Source organism: Streptomyces wedmorensis (assembly GCF_000716445.1).
Taxonomy (GTDB): Bacteria; Actinomycetota; Actinomycetes; order Streptomycetales; family Streptomycetaceae; genus Streptomyces; species Streptomyces wedmorensis.
Map to the genome: position 1 here is coordinate 42,913 of NZ_JNWK01000010.1, position 14,175 is coordinate 57,087.

Here is a 14,175-nt window from a genome sequence, read left to right on the forward strand (position 1 = left end):
GAGAGGGGGCCACCCGTGCGGGTGGCCCCCTCTGTCGTGGGGATCGGTGGTCGTCCGGTCACATCACGCTGCCACCGACCATCTTCTTGAGCGTCTCCGCGTCGACGCTTCCGGTCGCGGGGAGTCCGACGGCCGCCTGGTAGTCCTTGATGTGGGCGGCGACGTTGTCGCTGTACTTGGTGGTCTTCGAGGTGCTGTTGCGGAAGTGGTCGATGCCGTACTGGGCGTTGGTCCGGGCCACGTCGAAGTCGTGGTCGTCGAACTCGCGGTTGTACGCCCACCAGAAGGCCGCCATCAGCTGGGTGGTCTGCCAGGTGGTGGTGCCGTACTTCACCTGGTCGGACCTGATGCCCTGGGCCCAGAGCGAGGTGAGGGTGGCCCGGCCGAGGGTGCCTTCCGCGTCCGTCTTGAAGATCGCGGCGGAGTTCCTGCCGTTGTAGTTGCCGTCGTCGACGACGGCGTTCTGGTAGCAGGCGAGCGAGGCGCGGGTCGCCGCGTCGATCACGCCGCGGGTCCACCCGGGCTTGAGTTCGCAGCTGTTGTTCAGGGACGCGAGCCGCTCCTGGGCGTACTCGACGACGAGGTCCCGCGCGTCACCCTGGCGCCACGGCGGAAGCGTCCTCGTGGAGGCGGGCGGCACCGCGGGCTGGTGCCCGCCGTCGCCGGGGTCGGTCCCTTCGGTCGGCGTGCCCGGGTCCTGGCCTCCGCCGCCCCCGCCGCCGTCGGCCGAGCCGCCGCCCGATCCGCCGCCCGATCCGCCGTCGCCGCCGGCCGGCGGCGGATCGCCGTCCGCGAGGGGCGGGGGGCCGCCGGGCGTGGGACCGCCGGGCGTGGGGCCTGTTCCGCCGGGCGGCGGTGGCGCCTGGGGCAGTTCGTCCCCGTCGCCCTGCGGGGCGGGCCTGGGTGCGCCGCTCGCCTGGATCTCCTTCGCGGCGCTGACGATCTTCGGCGAGAAGTTGAACCAGAGCACGACGAAGGCGATCACGGCGGTCAGCAGGAGCCCGCCGACCACCACCAGCCAGTTCCCGAAGACCGGGCGCTGGTCGAAGGTGGCGTCGAGGTCGAGCGCGGTGTCGTCGCCCGCGCGCCGCACCGCCACGGTGAAGCGGTGCGACTCCTCGCTCCCGGTCCACCGCACGGTCTGCGGTCGCACCACGAGGTCGCCGAAGGCGGCGCGGCCCGGGGCGATCTGCACGGCGTTCGGCCGCACGTCGAAGGTGAGCCGGTTCGCCTCGTCGCGCACCACGAGGGAGGCGGTGAGCGGTGTGTTGCCCAGGTTGTCCACCGCGATGCGGGCGCGTCCGCGGAAGCGTCCGGACAGTGCGGGCGGCAGCACTTCGGCGCGTGTCTCGGTGAAGGGCGTGACGGTCAGCCGGCCCTCCAGCACGTCTCGGGCCCCGGGGTTCTCCCGCGGGTCGACGCGCACCCCGTACGCGAGCGGTCCGGCCTCCACGTCCGAGGAGCGCGGCGGCGCGAACGAGATCTCGGCGGTCCCCTCGCTTCCCGGGTAGAGGCGGAGGACGTCCGGCTCCACCCGGGACCAGCCCGAGGGTTTCCCGACGAGCGAGAGCCGGTACTCCTCGACGGTGTCCCCGGTATTGCGTACCCGCAGGCGGGCGGAGGTCCGGGCCCCTGGCTCGACGGTCACATCGGCCGGGTCCAGAGAGGTCCACATGGTCATGAGCGCAGGTTAGGGGTGCGGGGGTGCCGTCCGGCTGCCCGAAAGTCCCCGCTCGGGGGCAGTGCGGCCTGCCCCCGTGCCCGCGAAGGGCCTTCGGGGCGGGCAGGGACGCCCGTCGGGGCGCCCGCTGTCCGGGAGGGCGGCCGGGCGAGCCCGGGACTCTGCCCGTTCGTCCCCCGCGCGTTGCCCTCGCGCACCTCGCCCACGCGTCGGCGGGGCCGGTACGCAGGGCACGTCCCGTTCTCCGGGCGGAGAGGGCGGACCCCCCGCGGGGTGCGTGGGCGCCGCGTCGGCACGAGCACAGCACGGGCGCGGCCCGGCCCGCAAGACCGCGCCCGGGTGCGGTTCGGCCCGCCGGCCGCCCGGTCCGCGGGGCCCGCGCGTCCCCGCCGTGCGGTCAGGCCGGCGTCCGGACGGGGGTGTCGGTCGCGAGGGGCGGGACTTTCGGGCACGTCGCGCTGCCCCCGTGCCCGCCCCTTCACTCCTCCTGCCGCACCCGCCGCCGGGTGGAGAGTCGACCGTGTCGGAGCGCTGCGCCGCGACGACGCCGACGCCCGTGCCCAGCCGTGAACCGTTCCGTCGCGGCGGACACCGGCCGACCGACCCCACCAGCGAGGAGCAACCGACCGTGCCCACCTATCTGTCCCCCGGTGTCTACGTCGAGGAAGTCGCCAGCGGCTCGCGTCCCATCGAGGGCGTCGGGACGTCCGTGGCGGCGTTCGTCGGGCTGTCGCCGACCGGTCCGCTGAACGAGCCGGTGCTGGTCACCAACTGGTCGCAGTACGTCGCGGCGTTCGGGGACTTCACGGACGGGTACTACCTCGCCCACTCCGTGTACGGGTTCTTCAACAACGGCGGCACGGCGGCGTACGTCGTGCGGGTCGGCGGCGGGGACGCGGAGGGCGCCACGCGGGCCGTCGGGGCGGCGGAGGCGGCCGTGCCGCAGCTCGTGGCCGGTGAGGCCGTCGCGCTGGGCACGTTCCGGGTCGCGGCGATCGCGGCCGGGTCCGAGGCCGGCGGGGCGCTCACCGTCGAGGTGCAGGACGTGGAGGGCGAGGCCGAGCGGTTCAAGCTGGTCGTCAAGGACGGCGAGAAGGTCGTCGAGAGCTTCGACGCCTCCGCCAAGAAGAGCGCCCGCAACTACGTGGTCGCGCAGGTCAAGCAGCGTTCCAAGACCATCGTCCTCGAGGAGGCCGCGGCCGGCGCCCAGCTCGCCAGGCCCGACGCGCAGTCCGTGACGCTGGCCCCGCCGGCTCAGGTGCCCGCGCCGGCGGCGGCGCAGGCCGTCGGGTCCGCCGCGCTGGAGTCCGGGCAGTTCATCGGCGACTCCGCGGACCGCACCGGCTTCGGCGGTCTGGAGGCGTTCGACGAGATCAACATGGTGGCCGTGCCCGACCTGATGGCCGCGTACCAGCAGGGCCTGATCGACCTTGAGCAGGTCAAGGCCGTCCAGCTGGGTCTGATCGCGCACTGCGAGATGATGGGCGACCGGATGGCGATCCTGGACCCGCCGCCCGCGCTCAACGCGCGGGACATCCGCAAGTGGCGCCAGGAGATCGCCGGTTACGACTCGCGGTACGCGGCGCTCTACTACCCGTGGATCAAGGCGTTCGACCCGGCGAGCGGGCAGACGCGGACGGTTCCGCCGTCCGGTCACATGGCCGGCGTCTGGGCCCGCAACGACTCGGAGCGCGGTGTCCACAAGGCCCCCGCCAACGAGATCGTGCGCGGCGCGATCGACCTGGAGCTCCAGATCACGCGCGGCGAGCAGGACCTGCTCAACCCGATCGGCGTGAACTGCATCCGGGCGTTCCCCGGCCGCGGCATCCGCGTGTGGGGCGCGCGGACGCTGGCCTCCGACCCGGCCTGGCGCTACCTGAACGTGCGCCGCTACTTCAACTACCTCGAGGAGTCGATCCTCGTCGGTACGCAGTGGGTCGTCTTCGAGCCCAACGACCAGTCGCTGTGGGCCCGCATCCGCCGCAACATCTCGGCCTTCCTCGTCAACGAGTGGCGCCAGGGCGCCCTGTTCGGCCAGCGCGCCGAGGACGCCTTCTACGTGAAGTGCGACGCGGAGACCAACCCGCCGGAGTCGGTCGACCTCGGCCGCGTGGTCTGCGAGATCGGCATCGCCCCGGTGAAGCCCGCCGAGTTCGTGGTCTTCCGCCTCGCGCAGTTCCAGGGCGGCGGCGGCGAGCTGGAGGAGTAGTCCTCCCCACCGCCCCTCCCTCCCCCAGCCGAACCCCTCTCATGAACAGGAGTGACCCGCATGTCCCTCGACACCGGTGACGCCCTCACTACCCACAATTTCGGCCTGCAGATCGACGGCGTCATGGTCGAGACCCTGCAGGAGATCAGCGGCCTCTCGATGGAGCAGGACGTCATCGAGTTCCAGCAGGTCTCGGCGGACGGCAAGCCGATCATCAAGAAGCTCCCCGGCGTGAAGAAGGCCGGTGAGTGCACGGTGACCCGCGGCGCCACGCAGTCCGCCGCGTTCACCGAGTGGATCTCGTCGTCCATCGCCGGCGACATGGGCTCGGCCCGCAAGGACGCGTCCATCATCTTCCTGGACTACCAGCTCAGCGAGGTCAAGCGGTACAACCTGCGCAACGCCTGGTGCACCAAGGTCGAGCTGAGCGCGACCAAGGCGGGCGACGCGGCCGCCCTGACCGAGCAGGTCACCATCACCTTCGAAGAGCTGACGCTCGGCTGATGCGACGCGAGGGATCGGCGGGAGCGCGGCACGACCGCCCGGAGGAGCCGCTGCGCACGGAGTTCGAGTTCGAGCTGCCGAGGGGCTTCGTCGACGAGGCGGGCACCGTGCACCGCAGCGGGGCGATGCGGCTGGCCACGGCCAGGGACGAGCTGCTCCCGCTCCGGGACATCCGGGTCCGTGAGAACCCGGCGTACCTGTCCGTGGTGCTGCTGGGCCGGGTGATCACCCGGCTCGGCACGCTCCCGTCGGTCCACGACGGGACGGTGGAGAACATGTTCGCCTCCGACCTGGCGTTCCTCCAGGACTTCTACCGGCAGATCAACGCGGAGGGCCACACGCGGGCCGCCGTCGCGTGCCCGCACTGCGAGCAGTCCTTCGAGGTCGAGCTGGCCGGGAGCCGCCTGGGGGAATCGTGACGTACGCGGTCGACCGGATCGAGGAGGAGACCGCGTACCTCGCCTTCCACTTCCACTGGGGCATGGACGACATCCTCGATCTGGAGCACGCGGACCGGCGGAAGTACGTGGCACAGGTGGCGTCGCTGGTGGAGCGGTCGCAGGCATAAGGGCAGTACGCGGAAAGGAGGTCGGAGAAGGTGGGCATGTTCGAGAAGTTGCGGGGCCGCAAGGCGCGGAGCGCGGAGTCCCCCGCCCCCGTGGAGAGCGCGGCTCCCGCGGCGGCGCCCGGGGACGCGTGGCTGGCGCTGCCCCCCGTGCAGCGGGTGCTCGGCGCTCCCGCCACCATCGCGGAGCACGGCTTCTCCGCCTCCCTCGCCACCCACTGGAACCCGTCCTTCCAGAGCGACCTGGGCCATGGCGCTCTGCCTGACGCGCCCGCCGGCGTGCTCCTCGACGCGGTGCGCCCCGTACCGGCCTCCGGTACGGGCTCCTCCGACGGCGAACTGCCCGGGCTGCGGCTGCCGGTGGCCAGGAGCACGGGCCCGGTGGACGGTGCGACCGCCGATTCGGTTCCGCTTCCCGGTGGGGCGGCCCCTGCCCCGACCGAGGGGGCACGGGCCGGTGGCGCCGTGCAGCGCGCGAGCGCGGCTCCCGGTCCCGTACGGGGCGGCAGCGGGCCCGGCACGTCGGGCTCCGCGCCTCGGCCGGTGCAGCGCGCGGCCGGGGTGCGCCCCGCCGGGACGGCGTCCGAAGGCGGCAGCGGCGTCGACGCGGCGGCTCCGGCGGCAGGAGCCGCCTCCCGGGGCCCCGTGCGGCCCGCGCCCGCACGCCGTTCGCCGCTCGTCACCGCGCGGCCGGTCGAGCCGTCGCGCCGACTGGCGCCGGCCGGTGCCGCACGGCACGCGTCCCCGTCCGCACCCGAGGCGGGGACGGTCCAGCGCTCGGCGGCTCCGACGGTCACGTCCGACACCACCGCGACCGGGAAGACGCCCACCGGCTCGCCCGACACCGCCGCGCCGGAGCCCGTCGGCTCCGGGCGGCCCCAGAACGTCCCGGGCCCAGGTTCCCCCGCCGGGCCCGGGACTCCCGTCGGCGCGCTCGACGCTCCGGTGCAGCGCCGGCCTCCCGTACGCCGGTCCCGGCGCGCCCCGGGCGCCGACTGGACCACGACGGCGTCCACGCCGCCGACCGCTCCCGCGCCGGCCGCCGGCCCCGCGTCTCCCGCTTCCGAGCAGGCGGGTTCGGCGCCCGCAGCACCGCCGCGGCAGGCGACGCCTCCTCCCGCTTCCGCACGCCCGTCCGCCCCGATGTCCCCGAACGCCCCCGCTCCCCGGGCGAATCCGGCGGCCCGGCCCGGCCTCGGCGCCCCTGTGCAGCGCTCCGCCGCCGAGGACACCGGCTCCGGCCGGGCACCGGCGGCTCGTACGAACCCGACACCGCGACGCTCCCCGATCGGGGCGCCGATCGTGCGGTCGACCCCGGACGCCTCCGCCTCCGCCCTTCCCGGCGCGCGGCAGGCGCGACCGGCCGCGCCCGTCCCCGGCGGGGGCGCGGAGCCGGCATCCGTCCAGCGTGCGGCGCAGTCGACGTCGGAAGGTGCGCCCGGAACACCCGCCGCACCTTCCCGGGGCGAGACCGCGTCGACGACGCACGCTCCGCAGGCTCCCCTGGCGACCCGCTCGGCCGAGCGAGGCGCTCCGGCGGACGCGCGGCCGCCGGCCGGCCCGACGGTGCAGCGCTCCGCCGCCCCCGACGCACCGGCCGTGCAGCGCGCGACCGCTGCGGCTCCGCCGACCCCGCGGTCCGAACCCGATGCTGTGGCTCCCCGGACGTCGACGCCCCAGGATCACGCCTCCTCCGCGCTGCCCGTCGCGCGCACCGCCCAGCCCGGGACTGCCGCGACTGCGCGGATTCCGGCAGCCGATGCTCCCGCCGTCCGGCGCGCCGCCTCCGCCGCTCCGGTCGCGCCGTCGCCGCGGCCCGGCGCGGCGGCGACCCCCACGGGTACCTCCACTGCCGGGAACTCCACCGTGCAGCGCGCCGTACCCGCCCTTCCGGTCATGCCGTCGGTGCCGCAGGGCACCGCGCGCGCCGCCGCCGGGACGCCGGCGCCACCGTCCGCCGCCGGCGCGCTTCCCATGGCGTCCACGAGCAAGCCCGGTGCCGCGGCGGCTCCCGGGACCCCGGTCCCCGCGGCGTCGGGCGCGCAGCGCGGCACCCACGCCGCGCCTGCGGCTCCCCCGGCCGGCCCTCGCACCTCGACGGTCCCGACGACCGCGTCCTCCCAGGAGCCCGCCGTCCAGCGCGCGGCAGCACCGACCGCGAGCGCACCCGGCACCTCGCCGACCGCCCGCGCCCGGGCCACCGGCACGCCCCGGGCTGCGACCGACGGGTCGGCACCGCCGCGTTCCACCGTCCAGCGTGCGACGGCGCCCCGGCCCGCGGCCACGCCCCCCGCCGTCTCGACTCCGGTCGAGGCGCTGCCCGTCGTGCAACGCGGCGCGGCCGCGCCGGCACCTCGGGGCCCCGTCGCCTCCCCCGGCTCCCCCGTCCTTCCCACGACTTCGACGGGCCCGGCGAGCCCCCGGACCTCGGCGACGCCCGTCGCGGGCACCCCCGTGCGGCCGTCCGCGCCGGCGTCGGCGTCGGCGGCCGTCGGGGTTCCCGCGCCCCGCGTGACCGTCATCGACGTTCCGCGGGCCGCCACTCCTCTCGTACAGCGGCGTGCCTCGCTTCCGCTCGCCACCACCCGTCCGCTCGCGCCGAGCCTTCCGGGTGCGGCGAGCGCCCCGGTGGCTCAGGGTGCCGTGGGGGGACCCGTCGCGCCCCTCGTCCGCCCCGCGTCCACCCCGGCCGTGCAGCGGAGCGCCGCCGGACCCGCGTCCGCGGGGACCAACGGAACCGGCACCGCGACAGGCACCGAGGCTCGTCCCGTCGTCCCGATCGCTCCGCCCGCCGCCGTGCGGCCCGTGGCCCGTCCGGTCGTCGTGCAGCGGCTGAGCGCTCCGGAGACCGCCCCGGCGTCGACGCCCGTGCCTGCTCCGGTTTCCGGCACGAGTGTTCCCGTGGTGGCGGCCGCTCCGCTGCAACGGACCGCGGCGGCCCCCGTGCCGGCCGCGAGGGCGCAGCGACCGGCCGCGGTGACGCGCAGCGCGCCGAAGACGCCGTCCGTGCAGCGGACCGCGACCGGGGCGAACGCCCCGGAGACGGAGTCGCCCACGCAGCTGGACGAGTTGGCCCGTCGGCTCGTCACGCCGCTGTCGCGCCTGCTGCGCGCGGAGCTCCGGGCGGACCGTGAGCGGGTGGGACGCCTGAGAGACCACGGCCACTGAGTGGGATCCGCCCCGGACCGCACAGGGCCGCCGCCCACCGACACCGACTACCCGAGAGACCCTCATCATGCCCACGCAGCTGGACCCCGCATCCACCGTCTTCTTCAAGCTGACGATCGACGGCCAGGACCTCGGCCTGTTCAACGGCTGTGACGGGCTGTCCTCCGAGGTGGAGATCGAGCAGCGCCAGGAGGGCGGGAACAACGGCTTCGTCTGGCAGCTGCCGACGCGGGTCACGTTCTCCACGATCCGCCTGACGCGGCCCCTGACGCCCGACACCACGAAGGTCGCCGCGTGGATCTCGTCGCTCGCGACGGGGATCACGAGGCCCACCGCGCAGATCGCGGCGCTGCGCGCCGACGGGTCGGTGGTGGCGCAGTGGGGACTGGTGGAGGTGCTGCCGGTGCGGTGGACCGGGCCGACGCTCGACCCGGCCAGTCCGGCGGTGGCGACGGAATCGCTGGAGATCGCGCACCACGGGTTCACCGACGCGGGAGGCGCGTGAGATGGCTTCGCTCCTGGGCGCGTTGGCGGCCCGCGGTCTGTCGCGTGCGTCGCTCTCCATCCATCAGCCGCCGACGGATCTGGGCGGCTCGAAGGGTGGTCGGATCGGTGAGGTGAAGTTCCAGTTCAACCCTGACCAGTTGCACCTCAGTCGGTCCGCGAACTGGCACACGGAGCCGGCCGTGGCGTACACCCGGGGTGCTCCGCCGAAGTTCACCGGCAGCGAGCCCGCCCAGCTGCAGCTGGAGGTGTTCCTCGACCGCTCCGACGACCCGTCGTCCAACGACGTGCAGCAGCAGGTCGAGCTGCTGCTGTCGTGCTGCGAGGTGACCCAGCAGAGCATCAGCGCGAAGGCGCCGTCGCCGCCGTGGGTGGAGTTCTCCTGGGGGTCGTTCTCGACCGTGCAGTTCGTCGCGTACGTGACGTCCGTGTCGGCGACGTACACCCTCTTCAGTCCCAGCGGCATTCCGATCCGCGCCACGTGCTCGCTGTCGCTCACCGAGGTCGCCACGGCGACCAAGAAGCAGAACCCGACCTCCGGCGCGCTGTCGGCCCGCCGGGCGCACCGCACGGTCGCCGGCGACTCCCTCGCCTCCCTCGCGTGGCGGGAGTACGGCGACGCGACCCGCTGGCGGGTGATCGCCGAGGCGAACGGCATCGACGATCCGATGCGGCTCCGTCCCGGCACGGAACTGCTGCTCCCGTCCACCACCGATACGCCGGAGACCCAGGGCGCCTCATGAGCGAGAAGACCTTCACCACCGTCCTCCACGTGCAGCTCGACGGCACGCCTCTCCCGGACCCGCTCGCGGTCCGGCTCACCGAGGGCTGGGTGGACGCCAGCGTCAACGTCCCGTCCGCCTTCCAGCTGACGTTCAGCGACAAGGACGGCACCCTCACCGAGAAGTTCCCGTACCTGAGGGTCGGCGCGATGGCGGTGCTGTCCCCGTTCACCGACGGCCGGCTCGGCGAGCCCATGCTCACCGGCGAGGTCACGGCCGTCGAGGTGGACGCGGCGCCCGGCCACGGCCGGTACCTGATCCTGCGCGGCTACGACCCCGGGCACCGCCTGCTGCGCAACCGGCGGGTCGAGGGCTACCCGAACATGACGGCCTCCGACATCGTCCGGAAGCTCGCCGGCCTGAACCGGATCCCGCTCGGCAAGGTCGACGCGACGCCGACCGTGTACGAGTTGGCGACCCAGCCCAACATCACCGACTGGGACTTCCTGTCCCGGCTCGCGCGGGAGAACGACGTCCGCCTCTCCCTGGACGGGGCGGGCAGGCTGGTCTTCGCGGCGTTGCCGCCGGCGTCGTCCGCGCCCGCCGACACGACGCCCGCGGCGCAGAGCCCGTACGTCCTGGACTTCGGTTCCAACACGCTGCACAGCCGGGTGTCCGTCACCGCCGCCGGGCAGGTCTCGAAGGTCGACGTGCGGGGCTGGGATCCGCGGACGAAGCAGGCGCTGTCCGCGCCCACGCCCGCCGTCGCGAGCCGGGACATCGTCTCCGACATCGCTCCGGCGCAGCTCTCGGCCCCGTTCGGTCCGGCCGAACTGGCCGCGACGGGAACGCCGTTCACCACCCAGTCGGAGGTGACGCAGGCGGCGGCGGCGCTCGCCGACGACGTCACCGGATCGTTCGCGGAGGTGGAGGTCGCGGTCACCGGCAATCCGGCGCTGAAGCCGGGACAGCCGGTCGCCGTCAAGGGCGCGGGCTTCCCGTTCGAGGGGCGCTACACGGCGACCGGGGTGCGTCACGTCTTCGCGTCGGGGCGGCAGTTCACCAGCTGGCTGACGGTGTCGGGACGGCAGTTCCGTTCGCTGTACGGGACGGCGTCCGGCGGCGGCGAACCTGCGCCGCCGATGCCGGGTGTCGCGGTCGCGCTCGTCACCAACACGAAGGACCCGCTCTCGCTCGGCCGGGTCAGGCTGCGTTTCCCCTGGCTGTCGGCGACGTACGAGAGCGGCTGGTGCCGGGTCGCGCAGCTCGGCGGGCGCGGGGGCGGCGGTCTCGTCCTCCCCGAGGTGGACGACGAGGTGCTGTGCGCCTTCGACCGGGGCTCGCTGGAGCACCCGTACGTGCTCGCGGGGCTCTACAACGGCGTCGACCGGCACACCCCGGCCACCGACCGGGTGCCGCCGGTCGATCCGACCAGCGGGCGGGTGCAGTGGCGCGCGCTGACCTCCCGCACCGGGCACACGATCGAGCTGCGCGAGGAGGGCGGCCGGACGCGCGCCTCGCACGGCATCCGGCTGCGCACCGCGCAGGGTGCGCTGAGCATCGAGCTGAACGAGGCCAGGACCACCCTGACGGTGCAGAGCGACGGCACGGTCACCATCTCGGGCGCGCGGGGGGTGACGGTGGAGTCGGAGATGGACCTGACGCTCTCCGCCGCGGGGAAGATCCGGATGAACGCGGGGCTCGGCGTCGACATCAAGGCGGGGGCGAAGTTCAAGGTGTCGGCGGTGGCCCAGGCCGTCATCAACGCGCCGTCGTTCGTCACCGCGACGATCCCGATGCCCAACCCCGTCGTGGCGAACCTGCCGTTCTGAGAACGCTGTTCCGAGGAGGACCTTCCGTTGAGTGAGCACTTCGTCGGCGCGGGCTGGGCCTTCCCCCTGCGCACCGGGCCCGGCGGGGCCATCGCCCTCGTGCGGCGCGACCGCGAGATCGAGGAGTCGATGCGGCTGGTCCTCGCCACGGCGCCGGGAGAGCGGCCGATGCGGCCCGAATTCGGGTGTGCCGTGCACGAGTTGGTGTTCGCTCCGGTCAACGACTCGACGATGGGGCGGGTGCGGCACGAGGTGATGGCCTCACTCGACCGCTGGGAGCCGCGCATCGAGGTGGAGGACGTCACGGTCGCCCCGGCGCCCATGGAGCCGACCACGCTCTACATCGACGTCCGCTACCGGGTGCGCGGTGCGAACAACCCGCGCAACCTCGTCTTCCCCTTCTACGTCATCCCCTCCGAGGACTGAAAGAGCCACCCATGGCCCTGCCCGCACCCCATCTCGACGACCGCCGCTTCCAGCAGTTCGTCGACGACGCCAAGCGCTACATCCAGCAGGCGTGCCCCGAGTGGAGCGACCACAACGTCTCGGACCCGGGCGTCACCCTCGTCGAGGCCGTCGCGCACATGGCGGACCAGCTCGTCTACCGCCTCAACCGGGTTCCCGAGAAGAACCATCTGGCCTTCCTCGACCTGCTGGGCGTGACGCTGTTCCCGCCCGCCGCCGCCCGTGCCGACATCACGTTCCGGCTCTCCGCTCCGCAGCCCGAGCCGGTGCTGCTGCCCACCGGCACGGAGGTCTCCACGGGGCGTACGGAGACCGAGGAGGCGGTCGTCTTCGCGACCACCGCCGATCTGACCGTGGTGCCGTGCGAGTTGACCCGTCTGCTGCGCCAGGAGTCCGGGGGCACGCCCGAGGACCGCTCGCAGGACGTGCTGGGCGGTGAGGACGTCTCCGTCTTCTCCGCGCTGCCACGGGTCGGCGACGTGCTGCTCCTCGGCCTGTCGGCGGCGGTGCCGGACTGTGTGCTGGTCCTGGACCTGGACAGTCGCGTGGACGGCGTCGGCGTCGACCCGCGCCGGCCTCCGCTGGTCTGGGAGGCCTGGACGGCGGCCGAGGGATGGGTCGGGTGCGAGGTCGACGAGGACACGACGGGCGGACTGAACCGGCCGGGCGAGGTGGTCCTGCACATGCCGTCGGGGCACGTGGCCTCGCGCCTCGGCGGGCACGAGGCCGGCTGGGTGCGCTGCCGGGTCGTGGCGCCGGCCGAGGGGCTGCCGTCGTACAGCGAGTCGCCGACCGTGCGGGCGGCCACCGCCTTCACCATCGGCGGCACGGTGCGGGCGGCCCACGCGGAGGCGGTGCGCAACGAGCAGTTGGGCGAGTCGGAGGGCGTCCCGGGGCAGCGCGTGCGGCTCGCGCACGCGCCGGTCGTGGACCGGCCGCCGCTGCTGCTCCAGGTCGCCGAGCGGGCGGACGGCACGGACGAGGAGGACCCGGAGGCCGGCTGGCAGGAGTGGACGGTGGTGCGCGACTTCGCGTCCTCGCGCCCCGGCGACCGGCACTACACCCTGGACGCGACGACCGGCGAGATCGCGTTCGGCCCGTCGGTTCGCCAACCGGACGGCACGCTGCGGCAGTTCGGTGCCGTGCCGCCGAAGGGGGCGGCGATCCGCGCGCTGCGGTACGGCACCGGGGGCGGCCGGGCGGGCAACGTGGCCCGCTCCACGATCTCGGTGCTGCGCAGCTCCATCCCGTACATCGCGCGGGTGGAGAACCGGGAGGCGGCGCGGGGCGGGGTCGACGGCGAGACCGTCGAGGAGGCCAAGGCGCGGGCGCCCATCACCCTCCGGGCGCAGGAGCGGGCCGTCACCGCCCGCGACTACGAGGAGCTGGCGCGGCGGGCCGCGCCCGAGGCCGCGCGGATCTCCTGCCTCGCGGCGGACGCGGCCGAGGCGGGCGAGAACGCGGTGCGCGTCCTGGTGGTGCCGCAGGCGGTACCGGACCGGGGCGGGCGGCTCCGCTTCGAGCAGCTCGTGCCGGGCGAGGAGCTGCTGTCACGGGTGACCGGATTCCTCGACGAGCGGCGTCCGCTGGGCACCCGGCTGGCCGTCGGGCCGCCGTTCTACCAGGGCGTGACGGTGGTGGCGACGCTGCACTCCTTCCGGGCGGCCGAGGCGGAGCGGGTCCGCGCGGAGGCGCTGGACGCCCTGTACGCGTACCTGGACCCGCTGACGGGCGGGGCGCACGGCGAGGGATGGCCGTTCGGGCGCCCGCTGCGTGCCGGCGAGGTGTTCGCGGCGCTCCAGCGGGTGCCGGGCGTGGAGCTGGTCGACGAGGTCCTGCTGCATCCGGCGGATCCGCTGACCGGCAGGCGGGGTGACACGACCGACCGGATCGAGCTCGCGCCGTCCGCGCTGCTCTTCCCGTTCGACCACCGCGTCCGCGTGATCGAGGCGCGGTGAGCGGGTCCGCCCGGGGTACGGTGCCCGGGCTCGCGACCCCGTACCCGCTGGGGACCGCGCTGCCCGCCGTCTACGCGGAGGACGACTTCGGCCAGCGGTTCGTCACCGGCCTCGACGTCGTCCTCGCTCCGCTCTTCAACGTCCTGGACTCGCTGGAGGCCTACTTCTCACCCGCGCTGGCCCCCGCCGACTTCGTGGACTACCTCGCGACCTGGGTCGGCGCGGAGGTCGACGGCACCGAGCCGCTGCCGCTGCGCCGGCACGCCGTCGCCACGGCCGTCGCGCTCCACCGGGTCCGCGGCACCCGGCAGGGGCTGGCCGCGGCCGTCCGGCTGGCGTTCGGCGTCCCGGCGGAGATCACCGAGAGCGGTGGTGCCGACTGGTCCGCCGCCCCCCTGGGCCCGTTCCCGGGGACTCCCGTGGCCGGGCTGCACGTCGTCCTCCGGGTCGCCGACCCCGCGTCCGTGGATCCGCACCGGCTGCGCGCGGTCGTGGCCGCCGCCCGCCCCGCCCACCTGCCGTTCACGGTCTCGGTGACCGCTTCCCGTACCTCCGAAGGAGCCTGAC

12 protein-coding genes are annotated in these 14,175 nt (G+C 74.7%); 11 read left to right on the forward strand and 1 reads right to left on the reverse strand.

What is annotated here, in order from left to right:
* Positions 1-58: 58 nt before the first annotated feature.
* Positions 59-1,681, reverse strand: coding sequence for a peptidoglycan-binding domain-containing protein (locus OO54_RS10810; protein ID WP_033202648.1), 1,623 nt, complete (start codon positions 1,679-1,681; stop codon positions 59-61).
* 628 nt (positions 1,682-2,309) lie between these two features.
* Here OO54_RS10810 and OO54_RS10815 point away from each other — a divergent pair.
* The 11 genes from OO54_RS10815 to OO54_RS10860 all read left to right on the forward strand — a co-directional run bounded on the left by OO54_RS10815 (position 2,310) and on the right by OO54_RS10860 (position 14,174).
* Entirely contained in the window at positions 2,310-3,890 is a 1,581-nt protein-coding gene (locus tag OO54_RS10815) for a phage tail sheath family protein (protein WP_033202765.1), read from the forward strand.
* 60 nt (positions 3,891-3,950) lie between these two features.
* Positions 3,951-4,394 (forward strand): phage tail protein, encoded by a 444-nt coding sequence (locus OO54_RS10820; RefSeq protein ID WP_017242133.1) that lies wholly within the window; start codon positions 3,951-3,953, stop codon positions 4,392-4,394.
* A complete protein-coding gene (locus OO54_RS10825) occupies positions 4,394-4,813 on the forward strand; it encodes a hypothetical protein (RefSeq protein WP_033202649.1) in 420 nt (139 codons plus the stop codon). The genes OO54_RS10820 and OO54_RS10825 overlap by 1 nt, the downstream gene beginning before the upstream one ends.
* Positions 4,810-4,962, forward strand: a complete 153-nt coding sequence (locus tag OO54_RS46365; RefSeq protein WP_167348132.1) for a DUF6760 family protein — start codon at positions 4,810-4,812, stop codon at positions 4,960-4,962. Before OO54_RS10825 ends, OO54_RS46365 begins: the two co-directional genes overlap by 4 nt.
* Positions 4,963-4,998: 36 nt before the next feature.
* Positions 4,999-8,127 (forward strand): hypothetical protein, encoded by a 3,129-nt coding sequence (locus OO54_RS45005; RefSeq protein ID WP_033202650.1) that lies wholly within the window; start codon positions 4,999-5,001, stop codon positions 8,125-8,127.
* 67 nt (positions 8,128-8,194) lie between these two features.
* Entirely contained in the window at positions 8,195-8,632 is a 438-nt protein-coding gene (locus tag OO54_RS10835) for a phage tail protein (protein WP_017242136.1), read from the forward strand.
* Between the two features lies 1 nt (position 8,633).
* The gene (locus OO54_RS10840) at positions 8,634-9,374 is read left to right on the forward strand and encodes a CIS tube protein (protein ID WP_033202651.1); all 741 of its coding nucleotides are present in this window, start codon (positions 8,634-8,636) and stop codon (positions 9,372-9,374) included.
* Positions 9,371-11,185 (forward strand): VgrG-related protein, encoded by a 1,815-nt coding sequence (locus OO54_RS10845; protein WP_033202652.1) that lies wholly within the window; start codon positions 9,371-9,373, stop codon positions 11,183-11,185. Before OO54_RS10840 ends, OO54_RS10845 begins: the two co-directional genes overlap by 4 nt.
* A 27-nt stretch (positions 11,186-11,212) precedes the next feature.
* Entirely contained in the window at positions 11,213-11,611 is a 399-nt protein-coding gene (locus OO54_RS10850; RefSeq protein WP_017242139.1) for a GPW/gp25 family protein, read from the forward strand.
* Positions 11,612-11,622: 11 nt separating this feature from the next.
* Complete coding sequence (locus tag OO54_RS10855) at positions 11,623-13,608, forward strand: putative baseplate assembly protein (RefSeq protein WP_033202653.1); 1,986 nt, start codon at positions 11,623-11,625, stop codon at positions 13,606-13,608.
* A complete protein-coding gene (locus OO54_RS10860; protein WP_033202654.1) occupies positions 13,605-14,174 on the forward strand; it encodes a phage tail protein in 570 nt (189 codons plus the stop codon). The genes OO54_RS10855 and OO54_RS10860 overlap by 4 nt, the downstream gene beginning before the upstream one ends.
* Position 14,175: the final 1 nt, after the last annotated feature.